Origin of the sequence: Methylocella sp. (assembly GCA_037200525.1) — a bacterium.
Classification (GTDB): Bacteria; Pseudomonadota; Alphaproteobacteria; order Rhizobiales; family Beijerinckiaceae; genus Methylocapsa.
In genome coordinates this window covers 3,876,256-3,893,559 of the sequence record JBBCGG010000001.1, presented here as the reverse complement: position 1 = coordinate 3,893,559, position 17,304 = coordinate 3,876,256, and the positions used below count along the sequence as shown (strand labels likewise).

General features: G+C 58.0%; 21 protein-coding genes and 2 pseudogenes. 19 read left to right on the top strand and 4 right to left on the bottom strand.

Annotation, left to right across the window (positions count from 1 at the left end; all coding sequences use genetic code 11):
• Positions 1–289 precede the first annotated feature (289 nt).
• A pseudogene (locus WDN46_19130) lies at positions 290–1,056 on the bottom strand (IS5 family transposase).
• Positions 1,057–1,250: 194 nt separating this feature from the next.
• On the opposite strand from WDN46_19130, the gene WDN46_19125 reads away from it, so the two are divergent.
• The 17 genes and pseudogenes from WDN46_19125 (at position 1,251) to WDN46_19045 (ending at position 14,181) form a co-directional block, all read left to right on the top strand.
• Positions 1,251–1,676 (top strand): toprim domain-containing protein, encoded by a 426-nt coding sequence (locus tag WDN46_19125; GenBank protein ID MEJ0095435.1) that lies wholly within the window; start codon positions 1,251–1,253, stop codon positions 1,674–1,676.
• Positions 1,645–2,874 carry an AAA family ATPase gene (locus WDN46_19120; GenBank protein ID MEJ0095434.1) on the top strand — a complete coding sequence of 410 codons (1,230 nt, stop codon included), beginning with the start codon at positions 1,645–1,647 and terminating at the stop codon, positions 2,872–2,874. Before WDN46_19125 ends, WDN46_19120 begins: the two co-directional genes overlap by 32 nt.
• A 168-nt stretch (positions 2,875–3,042) precedes the next feature.
• On the top strand, positions 3,043–3,381 hold the full coding sequence (locus WDN46_19115) for a hypothetical protein (protein ID MEJ0095433.1): 339 nt from the start codon (positions 3,043–3,045) through the stop codon (positions 3,379–3,381).
• A gap of 35 nt (positions 3,382–3,416) precedes the next feature.
• Positions 3,417–4,178 carry an IS5 family transposase gene (locus WDN46_19110; GenBank protein ID MEJ0095432.1) on the top strand — a complete coding sequence of 254 codons (762 nt, stop codon included), beginning with the start codon at positions 3,417–3,419 and terminating at the stop codon, positions 4,176–4,178.
• Positions 4,179–4,835: 657 nt separating this feature from the next.
• Positions 4,836–5,282, top strand: coding sequence for a hypothetical protein (locus WDN46_19105; GenBank protein ID MEJ0095431.1), 447 nt, complete (start codon positions 4,836–4,838; stop codon positions 5,280–5,282).
• On the top strand, positions 5,279–5,467 hold the full coding sequence (locus WDN46_19100) for a hypothetical protein (protein MEJ0095430.1): 189 nt from the start codon (positions 5,279–5,281) through the stop codon (positions 5,465–5,467). Before WDN46_19105 ends, WDN46_19100 begins: the two co-directional genes overlap by 4 nt.
• A gap of 13 nt (positions 5,468–5,480) precedes the next feature.
• Complete coding sequence (locus tag WDN46_19095; protein MEJ0095429.1) at positions 5,481–6,698, top strand: hypothetical protein; 1,218 nt, start codon at positions 5,481–5,483, stop codon at positions 6,696–6,698.
• A 30-nt stretch (positions 6,699–6,728) separates the two neighbouring features.
• A pseudogene (locus tag WDN46_19090) lies at positions 6,729–7,495 on the top strand (IS5 family transposase).
• Between the two features lie 71 nt (positions 7,496–7,566).
• Entirely contained in the window at positions 7,567–8,088 is a 522-nt protein-coding gene (locus WDN46_19085) for a hypothetical protein (GenBank protein MEJ0095428.1), read from the top strand.
• 25 nt (positions 8,089–8,113) lie between these two features.
• Entirely contained in the window at positions 8,114–8,341 is a 228-nt protein-coding gene (locus WDN46_19080) for a hypothetical protein (protein ID MEJ0095427.1), read from the top strand.
• Positions 8,338–8,934: a DUF2213 domain-containing protein gene (locus WDN46_19075; GenBank protein ID MEJ0095426.1), complete on the top strand. Its 597-nt coding sequence runs from the start codon at positions 8,338–8,340 to the stop codon at positions 8,932–8,934. Before WDN46_19080 ends, WDN46_19075 begins: the two co-directional genes overlap by 4 nt.
• Positions 8,931–9,296: a hypothetical protein gene (locus WDN46_19070; GenBank protein MEJ0095425.1), complete on the top strand. Its 366-nt coding sequence runs from the start codon at positions 8,931–8,933 to the stop codon at positions 9,294–9,296. Before WDN46_19075 ends, WDN46_19070 begins: the two co-directional genes overlap by 4 nt.
• Complete coding sequence (locus WDN46_19065; protein MEJ0095424.1) at positions 9,293–9,580, top strand: hypothetical protein; 288 nt, start codon at positions 9,293–9,295, stop codon at positions 9,578–9,580. Before WDN46_19070 ends, WDN46_19065 begins: the two co-directional genes overlap by 4 nt.
• 149 nt (positions 9,581–9,729) lie before the next feature.
• A complete protein-coding gene (locus WDN46_19060; protein MEJ0095423.1) occupies positions 9,730–10,629 on the top strand; it encodes a hypothetical protein in 900 nt (299 codons plus the stop codon).
• A gap of 37 nt (positions 10,630–10,666) precedes the next feature.
• Positions 10,667–10,927: a hypothetical protein gene (locus WDN46_19055; protein MEJ0095422.1), complete on the top strand. Its 261-nt coding sequence runs from the start codon at positions 10,667–10,669 to the stop codon at positions 10,925–10,927.
• 59 nt (positions 10,928–10,986) lie between these two features.
• The gene (locus WDN46_19050; protein MEJ0095421.1) at positions 10,987–11,985 is read left to right on the top strand and encodes a hypothetical protein; all 999 of its coding nucleotides are present in this window, start codon (positions 10,987–10,989) and stop codon (positions 11,983–11,985) included.
• Between the two features lie 240 nt (positions 11,986–12,225).
• The gene (locus WDN46_19045; protein MEJ0095420.1) at positions 12,226–14,181 is read left to right on the top strand and encodes an alkaline phosphatase family protein; all 1,956 of its coding nucleotides are present in this window, start codon (positions 12,226–12,228) and stop codon (positions 14,179–14,181) included.
• 226 nt (positions 14,182–14,407) lie between these two features.
• Here the strand turns inward: WDN46_19045 and WDN46_19040 are convergent, their stop codons facing one another.
• Positions 14,408–15,397 (bottom strand): aldo/keto reductase, encoded by a 990-nt coding sequence (locus WDN46_19040; GenBank protein MEJ0095419.1) that lies wholly within the window; start codon positions 15,395–15,397, stop codon positions 14,408–14,410.
• A gap of 176 nt (positions 15,398–15,573) precedes the next feature.
• On the bottom strand, positions 15,574–15,795 hold the full coding sequence (locus tag WDN46_19035; protein ID MEJ0095418.1) for a helix-turn-helix transcriptional regulator: 222 nt from the start codon (positions 15,793–15,795) through the stop codon (positions 15,574–15,576).
• Between the two features lie 173 nt (positions 15,796–15,968).
• On the opposite strand from WDN46_19035, the gene WDN46_19030 reads away from it, so the two are divergent.
• Entirely contained in the window at positions 15,969–16,235 is a 267-nt protein-coding gene (locus tag WDN46_19030) for a hypothetical protein (GenBank protein MEJ0095417.1), read from the top strand.
• A gap of 353 nt (positions 16,236–16,588) precedes the next feature.
• Positions 16,589–16,912, top strand: coding sequence for a hypothetical protein (locus WDN46_19025; protein ID MEJ0095416.1), 324 nt, complete (start codon positions 16,589–16,591; stop codon positions 16,910–16,912).
• 50 nt (positions 16,913–16,962) lie between these two features.
• On the opposite strand, the gene WDN46_19020 is transcribed toward WDN46_19025, so the two are convergent.
• Positions 16,963–17,265 (bottom strand): hypothetical protein, encoded by a 303-nt coding sequence (locus tag WDN46_19020; GenBank protein MEJ0095415.1) that lies wholly within the window; start codon positions 17,263–17,265, stop codon positions 16,963–16,965.
• Between the last annotated feature and the right edge of the window lie 39 nt (positions 17,266–17,304).

The window sequence follows — 17,304 nt, the reverse complement described above, 5'->3', positions numbered from 1 at the left end:
GAGAGACCGCTCGCTATCGATTACGCTGAGCTCAACATCGCCGAACGGATTTCTGCTGAATTCGTTTTGCGGTGACGACGACATTATCTGTCTCGACTATTTCCGCGCGAAGATGGGGCTTCCTGCATTCGGTTTGTCCCGGCGCCGGGACAAATCCTTACCCGGATCCCTATTGGCCCAGCCGACTGAAGCAGCAAACGAAAATGTTGAGCGTGCTCGGGTCATTTGGCGCGAATCCGTCGATATTTATGGATCTCTCGCCGAGACGTATCTAGGCAGTAGTGACGAATTACCTGAGCATGATAGCAATAGCGGCGAGCAATACGAAGCCTCGGTAGTTTGCGAGGAGCTTGTCGTATCGGGTTGCGACGCGCCGGAACTGCTTCAGTTTATTGAAGAAACGCTCGACGAGATTGCGCTCCTTGTAGAGCGCCTTGTCGTAGGGGAGCGGCGCGCGGCGATTGGATTTTGATGGGATCACCGGCTCAGCCTCACGCATAAGAACAGCCTTGCGCAAGTGATTGGCGTCATAACCTTTATCGGCGATGATCGCATCGGCCGCAAAGCCTTCGATCAGGGCGTGCGCTTTTGTGATGTCGTTGCGCTGCCCAGGTCCGAGAAGGAGCCGAACGGGGTTGCCGAGTGCGTCTGTCGCGGCGTGGATTTTGGTGCTCAAACCACCGCGAGAGCGGCCCAGGCCTTGGGCATCCGCCCCCCTTTGGCGATCCTTGCGCCGGCCGCGTGCTGATGGGCGCGCACGATTGTTGAGTCGATCATCAGCCATTCGAGATCGGCCTCGGCGGTGAATGCCTCAAGAAATCCGTCCAAGGCGCCGCGCTCGATCCAGCGATAGTAGCGGCGTTTCACCGCCTGATGGTCGCCGAAGCGTTCGGGCAGATCGCGCCAGCGGCCGCCCGAGCGGGCCATCCATAACAGCGCGTCGACGAAGCGTCGATTGTCGCAGCGCGGCCCGCGCTGGCCGGCTCTTCCGCCTGGCACAAGATCACAAAGCCGCTCCCATTGATCGTCTCGCAGCGCATCGACATCCCGAATCATCAAGGCTGATCTCCAAAAATCAGCCTTGAATCATGGAAAGATCCTCGCGAGAATCCCCCAAACGCCGAATTCGTCACAACGGCCTAGCATCGCGAGGATTGATCCTCGACGGCGATAAGAATTGGTCGAACGTGCTGCGATTTCACCCGAGATGCCCGTTCGGAAACGAGCGTGCTCCAGCGATGATCGCATTGATGCGGGACGTTCTAACCAACGAGCCCCGCGCAATCCAGCGCACGCGCCTCGATCCCACAGGCAGAAAGCTCGACCGGCTCATGCTCGGCCCCGCAAAAGGCTGCGCAATCAAAATTGATAGCGACGCCGATGTCACGATGGGTCTTTGCATCGCGGAAGGCCTGGAAACTGCCCTAAGCGGGCGTCAGCTGGGTTACCTTCCAGTGTGGGCCGTCGGCAGTGCTGGAGCTATAGCGACATTTCCGGTGATACCAAGCCTCTCGGGCTTGCATGTATTCGGCGAATTCGACGAGCGCCGGACCAGCGAAAAAGCCATCGCTGAATGTGCTGTCCGTTGGCAGGCCGCTGGGCGAGACGTCCATATCATTTGGCCTGAAGTCGGGAACGATATGAATGATCAGATTCGGATGGGAGTTCGCGCATGAATGTCCCGCCCGATTTCTGCACCGACCCGTTCCCGGACCAGACGGCAGGGGACTCGTTTATCGGTTCGACAGTGGTCGCATCGCGCCGGGCGCGCCCATGTCGCCATCCCGATTGAAATTCATATTAGAGCCTTTTGACGCGATCCGGTTTGATATCAGCGAAGAGTGGTTCGTGAAGAAGCTTATTCCTCGACAAGGCGTTGCAGTTATTTATGGCAAGTCGCAGTCGTTCAAAAGCTTCGTCGCGCTCGATCTGGCAATGTCCATAGCGCTTGGCAGAGATTGGGCCGGACGTCGTGTCGAACAGGCTCCAGTCGTTTATATTGCGGCTGAAGGTGCTGCAGGACTTCGAAAGCGCATCGCTGGTTTCAAAAAGGCGAACCCTGGCATTCTGCCGACGGCTATCCCGTTCAGCATGATTGCTGCAGCGCCGAACCTCGGCGGCGAAAAAGGAGACCTTGAAAGGCTCGTTGCCGACATCGAATCCGCAGGTGTCAGTCCGGGCCTGATCACCATCGATACGCTTGCCCAATCTCTTGGAGGCGGCGAAGAGAACGGATCAGGGATGGTCCAACTCCTCAGCAATGCAACCGCGCTTGCCAATTACTTCAAGGCGCTGGTGCTTATCACGCATCACGTTGGATTGGCGGACGACCAACGCATGCGGGGGCATTCCAGCTTAATCGGCGGCATCGACGCTCAGCTGCTGTGTGAGCGCGCGGAAAAGGAGTTGTGGACGACTCTGACGCTGCAAAAGTTGAAGGATGAGGACACAAACATACGCCTTGAGGCGAAGCTATCGCGGATCGTCATCGGTCGCGATTCAGACGGCGACGACATTTCAACCCTGGTCGTCGATAGGCTTGACGACACGGAGACCGCAAAGGTCAGGGACACGTCTAAAGCGATCTCGCCAGCGCAACGGCTGCTCATGGATGTGACGTACATTGCGCTTGATGAGGCAGGCAAGGATATCCGGCCATTCAATGATGGCCCAACGGTTCGCGCCGTGAACGATGAGGAAATCCGTAAGCGGCTCTATGCCCGCATTGCCGAACAAGCCGGTCCCGATGACCCAGAGAAGCTCAAAGAACGCCAACGAAAAAGCTTCAACCGCTCCATCGAGGACATGCTCAAGAGGAAAATCTTGGTGGCGCGTCAGGCGGAAGGACAGCGCTTCATATGGCTGAATAGCTAAGGTCAAGCGGGACGGGACGGGACATACCGGGACAATGTCCCAAATGTCCCGTCCTATAAGCTGGGTACATAGCGGGACGGGACGGGACACACTCCTTTAGGAGTGTCCCGCTGTCCCGCTGTCCCGGCGAGGTGAACGCACCAATCAACATCGAAGAAAGACACCCCCATGCACGTGATTGTAACGGGCTACCTAGCGAAAACGCCGGAACCAAAGCTGGCATCGAACAAGGCTCCCTTCATTGAGGCGACAATCGTCGAAGGCGGCGGATACGCCCTGGTTGGCATCCCAGTGACGGTTAAGGCGTTCAAGTCGATGGCGTTCGAGATACTGCAAAGCTGCACTGCGGGCGACGTCATCAGCGTTGTCGGCGACGTCAAGGTACGTTGCTGGGAAAATAACGGCGAGTGGCTTCCCGCTGTCGACATTTACGCGAACAGGATAACGACCCTCGACAAGCCCGTTTCTCGTATTCGGCTAGGCTCAGGACCTATTAAATTTGCCTGAGATGTGATTCCTGGTCTCCGCATGGGGAGGCTGGGATGAGTGATTTGTTTTTGTTGGGCGAGCGGCAGATGGCGCGGCTTGCGCCGCATTTTCCTCTGTCGCATGGCGTTCCGCGGGTTGACGACCGTCGGGTGGTCAGCGGAATCGTCTATGTGATCCGCAACGGCCTGCAATGGAAAGATGCGCCCAAGGATTACGGGCCGCACAAGACGCTTTACAATCGCTTCATCCGCTGGAGCCGGCTCGGCGTCTTCGACCGCATATTCGCCGCGCTCGCTGGCGAAGGTCCAAAGCCCGAGCGCATCATGATCGACGCCACGCATCTGAAGGCGCATCGCACAGCGGCGAGCCTGCTCAAAAAGGGGCTCTTCCCCGCCGTATCGGGGCGCACGAAAGGCGGACTGAACTCGAAGCTCCACGTCGTTTGCGACGGCGCCGGCAAGCCCCTCGTCATGTTGCTCTCGGAGGGCCAGATGAGCGACCACAAGGGCGCGCGGCTGATGCTCAAGGCTTTACCGCCTGCTTCAATGTTGATCGCCGACAGGGGCTACGACAGCAACTGGTTCCGCGCCGCGCTGAAGGCCAGGGGCGTCGAGCCCTGCATCCCGCCAACCAGAAGCCGCAAGCTTCCCATTGCCTATGACAAGACGCTCTACCGCCAGCGTCACAAAATCGAGAACATGTTCGCCAAGCTCAAGGACTGGCGGCGCATCGCAACCCGCTATGATCGATGCGCCCACACCTTCTTCTCCGCCATCTGCATCGCAGCCGCCGTCCTCTTCTATCTCAATCAATGAGTCCTGAGCCTAGAGGCTGCCCAATGAGTATCGACATAGACAGCCCCGTCGCCAAGGCACAGACCCGACAAGAGATTACGCGATGTCTCCACGAAACCGTCGACCGGATCCACAACGGTCTGCGGAACATTCCCGCATTCGTCATTGAGGCTTTGTCATCCCGCGTTTGGGAGCAAGAGAGGGTATTCCCCCGGCGGTACGCGCCAGGGTCCAATGCCGTTCTCGCGCTTTGTCACTGAGCCATACCCAGTCGGACTGGGGACGTCGGTCGATGTGCGCCGCACTCTGCTGACTTTGTGCTCATCCGTTGACGCCCCGCATGGATTTGCTGAACGGGCAATCGGCCTTCTGGACGAGGCGTTGAACGTCCCGCCATCCCGCTGATTTTCCTGACCAACCGAAGGCCGCTGCGCATCTGATGTCCAATCAGGGCATCGCCATTTTGGTTGCAGCCCAAATGCCGCTGTGGGGTAACGCCTGGGTACAGCCTGGTCCTGGATGCGCGGAGATGATTCCGCGCATCTATGCTTATAACATATTGATTTCATTCGTATTCACGAGTGGCGGCCTCATCGTACCCTAGCGCCAACCCTAGTGCATGGCTGAACTTAGCGCCCCGACTGGGCTGCCGAACCATATCCGAAAGAACCTGAAAAGATGGAAGAGGATGACGATTTTACCCCGCCAATCGATGGCGGTTCGCAGGCACATAACGCCAGTTTGCGGGCCGAAGGAGTGCAGATACCAGCCGGTTACATCGGGGTTCTGGAAGCGGTCGACGGACGTTCAAAAGAGGCGCGCCGGTTCCGCTCAGTCGTCGCCGAAATCATCGCAGATTTGGGCGGCCCTGATGGCCTCTCTGAGGGGCAACGTCAGTTAGCCAAGAGGGCGGGAATGATCAGCCTCTACTGCGAAGCCATCGAGGCTGCGGCGGTCGCCGGCAGGCCTTTCGAGGCGGATAGGTATGCCGTCCTCTGCAACGTCCTCACCCGACTGTTCGGCCGCCTGGGCCTGCAGCGCGTTGCCCGTGAGGTCAAGCCCATGACCATCCTCGACTACAGGCGAATGCAGGCTGAAGCCGATAACAACGAGGGCGACAAGTGAGCAGGACCATCATTGACGAGCTCAACGACCCGGCGCTGTTCGCTCCGCATTTCAAGGGGGACAGCTGGGATGGCTGGAAAGCCTTCCTGGCGGCTTTGTTTGGCTTGCCGCTATCCGAGGGCCCAGCTAGAGGCTTATCGGGCCTGTACGGGCCGCTCCGTGGCTCCGACGTCCCCATCCTCTGAGGCCGCGCTCATCGTGGGGCGTCGCGGGGGCAAATCGCGGGTCCTGGCGCTGATCGCCGTCTATCTGGCCTGTCGGGATTATACTCCGCATTTGGCGCCGGGCGAAATGGCCACGGTCGCCGTACTCGCCGCTAACAGACAGCAGGCGCGTAGCATATTTCGGTACGTGTCAGGGCTGCTCAAAGCTGTCCCGCTGCTGGCGACGCTGGTTGAGGATGAAACCAACGAAGCAATCACGTTGTCGAATCGCGTGGTGATCGAGATCTCGACTGCGTCATTCCGCACGACGAGGGGATACAGCTTTGCGGCCGTTCTAGCCGACGAAATCGCCTTCTGGCGCCTAGAAGAGTCGAGTGCGAATCCCGATACCGAAATCCTGCGCGCTCTCCGCCCCGGCATGGCGTCGCTGCCCGGCTCCATGTTGCTCTTGGCCTCGTCGCCATACGCGAAGAAGGGCGAGCTATACAACGCCTATCGCCGCCACCACGGCAAGGACGACGCCCGTGTGTTGGTCTGGAAAGCCGATACGTCGACGATGAACCCCCGCATAGATCCAGCGATCATTGCGGAGGCCTATGAATCCGACCCGGAAGCCGCCCGCGCGGAATACGGTGCTGAGTTCCGGGATGATTTGGCGGATTTCGTTAGTCTAGAAATCGTTAACGCCGTGACTATCGGCGGCAGGCGTGAGCTGCCCTTCACGCCTGGTGTCACATATGCGGCATTCGTCGATCCATCGGGCGGTGTCGGAGATTCGATGACTTTGGCTGTTGGCCATCTAGAGACCAATGCCATCGGCGTCGCTATCTGCGTCTTGGACAGCCTGATGGAAATCCGGGCGCCATTTGATCCTGAGCAAGCCGTTGAGCAATGCGTCGAGCTTTTGCGGCGCTACGGGATAACCCGCGTCGTTGGCGATCGATATGCCGGCGCTTGGCCCAAAGCCAGGTTTGCTGAGCACGGCATCGCTTTCGAACAGAGCGCCAGGCCGAAGTCGGATTTATATCTTGACTTGCTGCCATTGCTCAACGCCAAGCGAGTCGAGCTCTTGGAGCATCAACGCTTGTCAGCCCAGCTGGTGGGCTTGGAGCGCCGGACAGCTCGGTCCGGTCGGGACACCGTGGACCACACCTCCGGCGGCAAGGATGACATCGCAAACGTCGTCGCCGGTGTCCTAGGCCGTGGTGACGAATTCGGCGTTTGGGGGATTCTCGCGAGGATCTTTCCATGATTCAAGGCTGATTTTTGGAGATCAGCCTTGATGATTCGGGATGTCGATGCGCTGCGAGACGATCAATGGGAGCGGCTTTGTGATCTTGTGCCAGGCGGAAGAGCCGGCCAGCGCGGGCCGCGCTGCGACAATCGACGCTTCGTCGACGCGCTGTTATGGATGGCCCGCTCGGGCGGCCGCTGGCGCGATCTGCCCGAACGCTTCGGCGACCATCAGGCGGTGAAACGCCGCTACTATCGCTGGATCGAGCGCGGCGCCTTGGACGGATTTCTTGAGGCATTCACCGCCGAGGCCGATCTCGAATGGCTGATGATCGACTCAACAATCGTGCGCGCCCATCAGCACGCGGCCGGCGCAAGGATCGCCAAAGGGGGGCGGATGCCCAAGGCCTGGGCCGCTCTCGCGGTGGTTTGAGCACCAAAATCCACGCCGCGACAGACGCACTCGGCAACCCCGTTCGGCTCCTTCTCGGACCTGGGCAGCGCAACGACATCACAAAAGCGCACGCCCTGATCGAAGGCTTTGCGGCCGATGCGATCATCGCCGATAAAGGTTATGACGCCAATCACTTGCGCAAGGCTGTTCTTATGCGTGAGGCTGAGCCGGTGATCCCATCAAAATCCAATCGCCGCGCGCCGCTCCCCTACGACAAGGCGCTCTACAAGGAGCGCAATCTCGTCGAGCGTTTCTTCAATAAACTGAAGCAGTTCCGGCGCGTCGCAACCCGATACGACAAGCTCCTCGCAAACTACCGAGGCTTCGTATTGCTCGCCGCTATTGCTATCATGCTCAGGTAATTCGTCACTACTGCCTAGTCGGATTAGATCTGGATCGCAGACCTGCGTTGGTGCGCCAATCCGACTTGTTGGTGGCTGAAGCTCCGGCGCCGACGCCGACGAAATGCGACTTTGTCTTTGCCGTCATGGCCGCCGACAAGTCGGGACTGGTTGCGACTGTCTATGTCGCCCGGTCAAAGCATTACGGCACGCCGTTGGTGCTGGTTGATTTCGAGGTTGGCCACATTCGGCATGGGCTGTTTCAGGACGTGATCAAGCGGCTGTTTGAGCTCATCGCAGAATGCGGTGCACGCGGTGGTTCACCCGGTCTCTTTGCTACCAAGGACCTACTGCCTTTGGCGATTCGCAGTGGCCTAAACTCCAACGCCGTGCACGCCATCCCGCCGCACATGGAGGATGTCACACAACAGAAACTAGCGGCCGCGTCTCACATTTCGGCCGGGTCAGTCAAGGTTACCGGAGTCGTCGAAACCAAAGGGCGGTCAAGTCCCATCGGTGGAGCGCTCGATTTCAGCGGCGGAGCAGACCTTATTGATGACCCGCTACGGGCAGCTTCGGTCTATGCGATCGTTTTAGGATTAAACAGCCAATGACATTCAACAAAACAAGGAGACAACGGTGAGTAATGACCCTGACGCGGTGTTCATCGCCGCGCGTTTTGACAATCATGAGACCCGTCTGCGGCGGATTGAGCAGGCGATGATTGATGTAGCGGTCGAGCGTTTGACTTATGCCGACCTAAGCGAGCTGGCCGCAAAGAAACGCTTGGAAGAATCCGCAGTGGTGTTGCCGTTTCCGCCGTCTCGCGTCCGCGCCCACGATGGCAGTTGGGATGGGGCGGAATGAACGAACTCGACACTGCGTTGTCGGTGGCGTCAGGAGAGAGTCCGTCCCCGACACGTTTCTGCAACAGCGATTATGTTGCGCTGAGACTCTCTGGGACCGGTGTTGCCTATCGGCCATCCGTAAATGAATACGTCTTCCGCGACCCCGACATCTGGCTTTCCGATGAAATGCGCCGGCGAGTCCTCGGATTGCCAGTCGTCATCGAACACCCTGCCGACAACGCCCTTACATCTCGGTATTTCGGCGAGCGCTGCGTTGGCTCGATTGTCCATTCGTTCGTTCGGAACGATGAACTCTGGGGCGTCGCGAGAGTCTTGGATAGCACCGCCTGTTCAATGATTGCAGGTGGCATGTTCGATACGTCGCCCGGCGTCCTGCTCGAACCGGGAGCGTCCGCCACCGTCGATATCGACGGCACCCCTATGCTTGTCGAGGGGGCGCCGATGCTCCTCGATCACATCGCCTTGGTCTACGTAGGCCTAGGCAATCATGGCGTCTGGACCCGCACAAGTGGTGCGAATGGCCCAGGCGTTGAAGTCACCGAAATCACCGAAAACGAAACCAACCCAACACAACAGGAAGTTCAAATATGACCCCCGAAGAGAAAAAAGCCGCTGAGATCGATGCCGTTATCAAATCCGACAAGGCCAAGAAGGACGCTGAAGCAGCGGCTGTTGTGCCTGAGAAAGTGCTCTCTGCTCTCGACGCCTGCATGAGCAAGCTTGATGCGCTGGAAGGAAAAATTGCAGCGCTTGGCGAGTCCCCGAGAAAAAGGACGCATCCAAGAAAGACGACGAAGGCTCCGACGACGAGCCCAACATCGTCGCGGATGCGGCTCATCGCGCCACGCTCGCCGACGCCCAGGGTCACGCTGATGCGGTGGCTCAGGCCTTTGGTTCGTCTGCTCCACGCCCTATGGATGGCGAGTCAGTACGATCTTACCGCAATCGCATGATGTTCCCGTATTTGCAATATAGCCCGTCCTTCAAGGACGTGGAACCGAAGGATATTCGGGCGATTCCCGATGGTGCCTTTGATGCCTTCGAGGCCAGGATCTATGCCGACGCTGTTGCTGCGTCCCACAACCCGATTGTCCCCGAAGGTCGGCTAATGGAGCGCACGAAGGTTGACCCGGTGACCGGCTTTCGCAGTACCGAGTTTTTTGGCACGAGCTTTATCAAATCGATGAAGCGTCCAGCTCGGCGCGTCACAAGGTTCATGACGAAGGAAAGCGTTTAACCAGTTCGCTTAGATCTCGCCTCGGGGTTCTGCTTCCTCTTTTCCCCGGAGCTGTAGATCGGCGAAAACTGCGCGGCTCCTGGCTTGCTTTGCTGTCTTTCCAGAGCCGGGGGCCGCGCTTTTTTAATTGCCATTATGGAGTTTTACAGGTGAGCTTTTCTGACCAACAGACCTGGGTAGGCGTAGCAACTGGCACAGGCAACGCCATCGCTCTTACGGTTCCTAATTGCACGTCTTACGCCGATCTCTTGGGCGTCCCACTGATGTTTCCGGTTGCCTCTGATAACACCACCGCGACGACCATAAACGTCAACAGCTTCGGCAACGTCATCGTCGACAAGGTAACGGGCAGCGGTCTGGCGGCGCTCACCGGCGGCGAGTTCGTCGGGGGTAATCTGGCCGTTGTCGTCTACAACGGCTCGTCCTTTGTCATCGCCTCTCCGAATCCAATCATCACGCCGACTGCGAATACGGTTATTGGGTTCTCGACTTCGGGAACTTACACGCCATCAGCGGGCGTTACACGCGTCTTCGTCCAGATTTGGGGTGGCGGCGGCGGTGGCCATTCGGTTGGGGCCGGAAGCCATCAAGCGGGCGACGGCGGCGGTGGCGCCGAATACCGCCGGGGCGTTTTTACAATAACCCCCGGCGCTGGAATCGCGGTTACCGTTGGTGGTGGCGGCGCAGCTGGCTCTAATGGCACGGCCAGCTCGTTTGGGTCTTTCATCACAGCAAACCCCGGTCATGGCGCAACCGGAAATAACAGCTCTGGACCCGGCGTTGGCGGAACTGGCGGAACTGGAGGCTTTGGCTTCCCAGGATACGCGGGGACGGGCGGCTTTACCACTAACGGCAACGACAACATTTACGGCATCGGCGGTTCGTCATTCGGCACCGCCAGCGCATCTGGCGGCGGCAGCCCAACAGCGGCTCCGGGAGCCTTTCCTGGTGGCGGAGGGTCCGGCGGCAACGGCGGCGGCGGATCGGCTCCTGGCGGGGGCGGCCCGGGCGCCGGGGGGCTCGTCCTAATCCAAGAACTCAGCAATTAGGCTCCCGCCCCAATTCAATCTCTGGAGACGAGATCAAATGCTCAGTGACAACATGATAGCAACTTTGCGCAATCGCGCGACCAGTCTCGATATCGCGGGACTTGAGGAGGCGATCGTCAATCGCATCGTTGAACTCGACGCCATCCACAGTCAGTTGGGTGACGATCCAGAATGCGATGTCCAGAGCGCCGACTTGGAATGGCGATACGCCGCGTTGGATATGTTTGACCGCGAATTTGCTCGCCGCTGTGGCTCACCGGGCTCCGAATATCGAGTAGCGAGCCAGATGGTCCAATAGCCACGTGACCGCAGATTTTGCGCCCACGTTGGCCATTCCTCACGCGATAAGGAAAGCGAATGCGATACTATGACATCAACGTCGGCGGCGGCCCGCATTATACTTCTCTCGTAAATGGCAAGTTCGATCCCGGCGCCCTAAACGTCGAAATGGACATCCAGGTACAAGCATCGGATGTTCCTGCTGCTGGATCGTATGTCCGGGTATGGGGCATCGGCTTAGCGGCGATCTCGCAGTCGCAGAGCTTGTTTGGAAAGCCAATTACCGTCAGGGGAGGAATGAGCGCCGGTCTCCCTCTCGCTAAGCCGCAGCAGCAGGGCGTTCTGGTAACGTGCTCTATATGGCAATGTTTCGCAAACTGGATCGGCACGGACCAAACTCAGGATTTCGTAATCACGACGCCATTCAATGCGCCGACATCGATCGGCCCGAATCCGAAGACGCCGCCAAAAAACATCGTGCTGAATTGGAAGAAGGGAACGCCGCTGTCTCAGCCGCTTCAGAATGCGCTGCGGACGGCGTATCCAGGCACGCAGGTCAATGTGCAGATTAGCCCGATGCTGGTCTATGCCCAGGATGAGATTGGCTATCATGGGAATCTGGAGCAGTTCGGGACGTACCTTCGGCGGATAAGCCAGGAGATTTTGGGTCCGTCCTATCCAGGCGTGAGTTTGAACTTCAACACCGCCGGCGGGATCGACGCCGTGGACGGAACCACGCCGGTTACCGCCCCTGTAATCGCTTACGAGGATCTGATCGGTCAGCCCACGTGGATTGAGGCTTTTAAGATCCAGTTCAAAACCGTCATGCGGGGGGACATAAAATTCAACAGTGTGATTACGTTACCTAAAACACTGATTACAAACATTCAGGGGAACAACTCGCAAGCCGTGAATCAGGGCCTCACATTCCAGGGCGGCTTTACGGTCTGCAGTATCCGTCACTGCGGCAACTTCAGGCAGCCCGATGCCGCCAGCTGGGTCAGCATCTTCGAGGCATACGCAAATAACCCGCAAGGGTCCGCGCAATTTGCAGCGATGGCGGCGGCCAACCAGTGATGAGAGATCGGCTGCGAGATCCCCAAGGCTTACAAAGAGTTCGTCGATGATGGATGGAGCAATTGACGCGTTGACACCTAGGCCGACCTCATCCGCCGGAGATGTCCGACGATGCCGACCCCATCGATCAGTGCCCGCAATAATCTTGTCACGTATATCTTCTAATAGTTCGCCGCCTGGGGGTAAGCGGAAATAGACATTTCTGGAGTAGCTATGCACTCTGACCCTCACGCTCGCAGAATGTGGCGGTTCGTCGCTGCGTTGTGTGCGCTGTCGACGTTCGCGTCGAGCACCACCGGCTATGCGGCCGGCACAGACGCTGCAGCGTCTGTCGAAACGAAATCCCCCATCAAGCATGTCATCATTCTGATCGGCGAAAATCGCGGTTTCGACCACACCTTCGGCGTCTACAAGCCGAAGGGCAAAGGCCAGACGATTTCAAACCTTCTGTCGAAGGGCATTGTCAAGGAAAACGGCCAGCCGGGGCCGAGCTTCGCCTTGGCTCAGCAGTTTTTGGTTTTCCCCCAGAAGACCTACTTTATTGCCCCGAAGCAGAGAGATAAGGTAGCGTACGGCACGAAGTACCTGATGCCGCAGCCCAATACCAGTGGCGCGCCGTCGACGCCGTCGGAGAACGGCGAGCCGAGTGGCAGCCCCCCATTCGGCAGCGTTGCTTTGGCCAGCGTTGAGCCGGATCTCGAAAAGGCGGACCTCGGTCTGCTGACGACGGGCTCCACCGGTGAAGCGCAGGGCGTATTGGACAAGCGCATTCCGGGCGCAGGCATGTTGGCCGGTCCTTTCCCGTTGCTGGGCCCCAACATCAGTGATGATGATTATATGGGTGATGCGCAACACGAGTTCTATGAAATGTGGCAGCAAGTGGATTGCAACCTCTCCGCGGCCACCAAGGAGAATCCCTCCGGCTGTCAAAATGACCTTTATCCCTTCGTGATGGCGACCTTTTCAGCGACAGATAAAAGTCAAGGCAATGAAATGGGGTTCTACGACGCCGAGGGTGAAGAGGTTTCGCTGCTAAAGACTCTCGCAGATCGCTTCACCTTGAGCGATAACTATCATCAGCCCATGATGGGAGGAACCGCGGCCAACCATATTATGCTCGGTTCCGGCGACGATACCTTCTGGACCGATGGCAACGGCACGCCGATCGTTCCGCCGGCATCACTGATCGCCAACCCGAATCCGGTCGTCGGCACAAATAATCGCTACACCGCCGACAATTCCTTTAGCAATTGCTCGGACGTGACCCAGCCCGGCGTAAAGCCCATCGTCGATTACCTCAACTCTCTTCCTTATGACGCCGAGCCGAACTGCCAGGAAAACCACTATTATGTACTCAACGATACGAACGCGGGTTTCCTACCGAATGGCGCGCTCGCCGGCGGGAACGCCCTGCCGCCATCGCCTCTTAAAACGATCGGCGACGAGCTGAACAACAAGAAAATCTCCTGGGCCTATTTCGCGGGATCCTGGAATGACGCCGTCATTCTGTCGAATGAGGCCGTAGCCGCGGACCCGACGAGTCCCAATCTCAGCGAAGCCGCTCTCAATGATCCGGCGCACGCCGTAGGTGTAGCCGTTTGCGAACACTGCTCTCCATTCCAATATTCGTCATCGATCATGGCCAATCCAACGGTCAGGGCCGAACATATGAAAGACACTGTGGACCTGATCGCGGACATCAAGAACGATACGCTTCCGTCGGTCTCGTTCGGCAAGCCGGACGAATTACTCGACGGTCATCCGCAGCGCGGCAAAATCGATCTCTACGAAGCCTATGTAGAGAAAATTCTCGACGCGCTCGATAACCATCCGAAGCTCAAGGCCACAACAGCAGTATTCGTCACTTGGGATGAGGGGGGCGGGTTTTATGACTCCGGCTATATTCAGCCGCTCGACTTCTTCGGCGACGGCCCGCGCACTCCGCTGCTGATCCTCTCGGCCTATTCGACTGGCGGCATGGTCAACCACACCTATACGGACCACGTCTCGATCCTGAAGTTCATTGAGCGCAACTGGAAGCTCCAGCCGCTGACTGACCGCAGCCGCGACAACCTGCCCAACCCGACCTCTACCAAGAACAATCCCTACGTTCCGACTAACCCGCCGGCGATCGGTGATTTGTTCGACGCGTTCAACTTCGACGCCGCACCGAACAACCAGCCCTATACCGAGTAACGCCGGGCGATTTCACTCTGGTGATGCGATGGCGCCACTCAAACCGTCCGGCTTGATGGCGTCATTTTTTTGCGAAGCAGCCCATTTTGCAAATCTCAGTTGACCGTCGCCAACGCCTGATATGCCGAAGCTTTCCCGGACACACCTAAAATCAGATACTAGTGAAGTGCGTCGGTCAGGGGGCTCAAGCTTAGGCCCCTTGACCGGCTAATCTCCCACGGTGCGTTCAGTGCTGCTCGACAGCCGCCATGAACTGTTCGGAGTAGCGTTCGCCTCGGACGCCTTCGGCCATGGCGGCAGCTATGAGGGCCATGTCATGGGCATCAAGCCGGAGGTTCACTGCATGCACGTTATCCTCCAGATGAGCCACCTTCCGTGAACCGGGAATGGGCACTATGTCGTCGCCTTGGGCCAGCACCCAAGCGAGAGCAAGCTGTGCGGCGGTAGCCCCGCGCTGGGCGGCCATTTCGCCTAGTGTGTCGGCGAGCGCTACGTTTGCCTTCAAATTGCCATCTTCAAATCGGGGAAGCCACGCGCGCATATCGTTTTCGCCGAGATCCTCCCGCGTCCGGATCTTTCCCGGGAGAAAGCCGCGACTGAGCGGGCTATAGGCCACGAAGCCAATCCCAAGCTCACGGCAAGTTTGCAGCACCCCCTTCTCTGGATCGCGTGACCAGAGTGAATATTCGCTCTGTACCGCAGCGATCGGGTGTACAGCATGGGCGCGACGGATCGTCTGCGAACCCGCTTCGGACAAGCCCAACGCCCGCACTTTGCCTGCCTGCACCAGTTCGGCCATTGCTCCCACTGTCTCTTCGATTGGAACCGCTGGATCGACGCGATGCTGAAAGAAAAGGTCTATAGTATCGACGCCGAGCCGCTTCAATGACGCGTCGGCGACCGCCTTAACATGCTTGGGACTGCTGTCGAGCCCCGTCACCGCATCAAAACCAACACCTGGACCGATGCCGAACCCGAACTTGGTGGCGATGATCACCTGGTCTCGCAGGCCGGCGAGAGCGCGGCCGACCACCCGCTCGTTTTCAAACGGCCCGTAAACCTCAGCAGTATCAAAGAAGGTGATTCCCAAATCCACTGCGCGACGCAGCGTTTCTATCGATGCCGATTCCTCGTGTCCGCCATAGGATGACGTAAACCCCATGCAGCCGAGTCCAATCGCTGATACCTGTAGGGGGCCAAGAGCACGTTTGTCCAATCAGATTCTCCGTTCGTAGGAAGAGCGATTGCCGCCCGAAAGCGACGCGGAATTGTTTAGACGAATAGACCATTTGGATTGTGACGAAGGGGTTTCAGTGGAGATCAATCGCGCTACGATTGCAATGTCATGCGCAGTTGGCATCGAAGCTACGTACGCCGATCGCCTTTAGTAAATTATTTCCTCAGCCTCACGCCGGCCCCTCCACCATTCTCGGCGATGAATTCGACGCCTCCGGACTCCAAGGCGGCTTGCAGGGCCTCAATTGTCGATTGCTTCGCGTCGGCGCCATTCTCTATTCGCGTTACCGTATTGGCGGTCACGCCAGCTCGTTCGGCTAATTCTCGAACTCCCCAGCCAACCGCCGCCCGCGCCATCTTAAGCTGAACCGCTTTCATTTGTACCCTGTCCAAATGTGCGTTGACACGCACCCTAATCCGCGTTATTAGTTTGTACGTTGTACCAACAAACGAGGACAGGAACAACACAAATGACGACAAACAAACCAGCAGTCGACAAAATCCCGACCGATATCCGTGAGCATCTAGACGAACAATGCGGAAAGCCATCGATGTCCGAATCCGCGGCCCCCGGGCGTCAATGGCCGGATTACATCGACGCCGAGCTCGCCATCGACCGCACCCAGTCACTCATGCTCATCGGCGGGCTCGCTGCACGAAGCCTCGAAACCGCTTTCGGCGGCGAGCGGGAGGCGCTGGAAGAACTCTTCACCATGGCGCTGGGGCGCTGGACCAAATCACGACCGTGCACACCTGGTTCCACGCCTTCGTGCCGGAAGCCAAACGGGAGGGGCTATAACCATGGCGAAGAACATTGAAACGGCCGATACCCGCTTGCCAAATCTCAACCGCAGATCAGCGCTTGCCGCGCTTGCAATGGGGATCGCTGGCGGCGCCACACTCGCCACAGGCGCCAGCGCAGAGACACCGGTCTCGCACGAACTTACTCGGCTGATCGAACGACCATCGTGTGGCTCATGCTGCTCTCCAAGCCATTATTGCGAAGGAGGGTGAAGCAGAGGCGGTCTATCAAACAATCCGTTGGAAGGGGCCCTTACCTGTAAAGGGGCATGCCAAATCAGTGCCATTAACATTGGATATGGGTATCGAGAAATGCAGGAAGGAGTTGGCGGCCGGCCTTGAGTTTTCCGGTATGATGTTCGAAATTCTTATGAGTCGGGCATCTCCGAAGCTCCAGAAGCGAGGAAAAAATTTCGCTAAAGCCGTCGAGGAGGAAAATAAGGAGATCCTTGAGAAAATCTTCGCCGACGATGACGCGGCGAGGGAACGCAGCGGCCTCAAGTCTCTAGAGCTCGACAATGATCGCGCCGATGACGCCGAACAGGACGCCTTGATGGCGCTATGCGCTTACCGGTGCACGACGCCCCACGAGGCCCTCAGCAGGCTTCAATATCTAGCGTCGCACGATCCAGAGACGCGGACCGTGGATCACGTCGGCGTGCTTTTTGAGGCCACCCGCGACGTGGAGACCTGACATGACCCAGCCGCTTCGCCGCACGCTATGGGCGCGCATTCGATTTTGATTTAGGACATCGTCCTAATTATCTGCTTCAGGCTATCTTGAACACGCTGATCGAGATCGGATTTGGTAATCATTGGCAACGTAAGGCGAAGCTTATCGCTCCAGCTAGCAACCTTATCTGCGGCGGGGAAATTTCCCTCTGTCATACCAGCAACAATGGAGAGACACGCGGCCAACTGCGATGTTCTTTCGTCAAGAAGGCCAGCAAGTCTAAAGATCGATTGTCGGTCCATCTTGTTCCGCTGATGAAGACTTTCTATCTTTTCGTCAGCGGTCATTTCCGACCAAATCTTGTTATTGTCCATCTGTGCAGATCCTTAGTGAGGATTCTAGGTTTTTACGCA

Excerpts from the sequence above, each read along its gene's own strand:
- WDN46_19125 (MEJ0095435.1), top strand. The coding sequence starts at position 1,251 with ATGCGGGACGTTCTAACCAACGAGCCCCGCGCAATCCAGCGCACGCGC.
- WDN46_19120 (MEJ0095434.1), top strand. The coding sequence starts at position 1,645 with ATGATCAGATTCGGATGGGAGTTCGCGCATGAATGTCCCGCCCGATTT.
- WDN46_19115 (MEJ0095433.1), top strand. The coding sequence starts at position 3,043 with ATGCACGTGATTGTAACGGGCTACCTAGCGAAAACGCCGGAACCAAAG.
- WDN46_19110 (MEJ0095432.1), top strand. The coding sequence starts at position 3,417 with ATGAGTGATTTGTTTTTGTTGGGCGAGCGGCAGATGGCGCGGCTTGCG.
- WDN46_19105 (MEJ0095431.1), top strand. The coding sequence starts at position 4,836 with ATGGAAGAGGATGACGATTTTACCCCGCCAATCGATGGCGGTTCGCAG.
- WDN46_19075 (MEJ0095426.1), top strand. The coding sequence starts at position 8,338 with ATGAACGAACTCGACACTGCGTTGTCGGTGGCGTCAGGAGAGAGTCCG.
- WDN46_19070 (MEJ0095425.1), top strand. The coding sequence starts at position 8,931 with ATGACCCCCGAAGAGAAAAAAGCCGCTGAGATCGATGCCGTTATCAAA.
- WDN46_19065 (MEJ0095424.1), top strand. The coding sequence starts at position 9,293 with ATGATGTTCCCGTATTTGCAATATAGCCCGTCCTTCAAGGACGTGGAA.
- WDN46_19055 (MEJ0095422.1), top strand. The coding sequence starts at position 10,667 with ATGCTCAGTGACAACATGATAGCAACTTTGCGCAATCGCGCGACCAGT.
- WDN46_19050 (MEJ0095421.1), top strand. The coding sequence starts at position 10,987 with ATGCGATACTATGACATCAACGTCGGCGGCGGCCCGCATTATACTTCT.
- WDN46_19045 (MEJ0095420.1), top strand. The coding sequence starts at position 12,226 with ATGTGGCGGTTCGTCGCTGCGTTGTGTGCGCTGTCGACGTTCGCGTCG.
- WDN46_19035 (MEJ0095418.1), bottom strand. The coding sequence starts at position 15,795 with ATGAAAGCGGTTCAGCTTAAGATGGCGCGGGCGGCGGTTGGCTGGGGA.
- WDN46_19030 (MEJ0095417.1), top strand. The coding sequence starts at position 15,969 with ATGTCCGAATCCGCGGCCCCCGGGCGTCAATGGCCGGATTACATCGAC.
- WDN46_19025 (MEJ0095416.1), top strand. The coding sequence starts at position 16,589 with ATGAGTCGGGCATCTCCGAAGCTCCAGAAGCGAGGAAAAAATTTCGCT.
- WDN46_19020 (MEJ0095415.1), bottom strand. The coding sequence starts at position 17,265 with ATGGACAATAACAAGATTTGGTCGGAAATGACCGCTGACGAAAAGATA.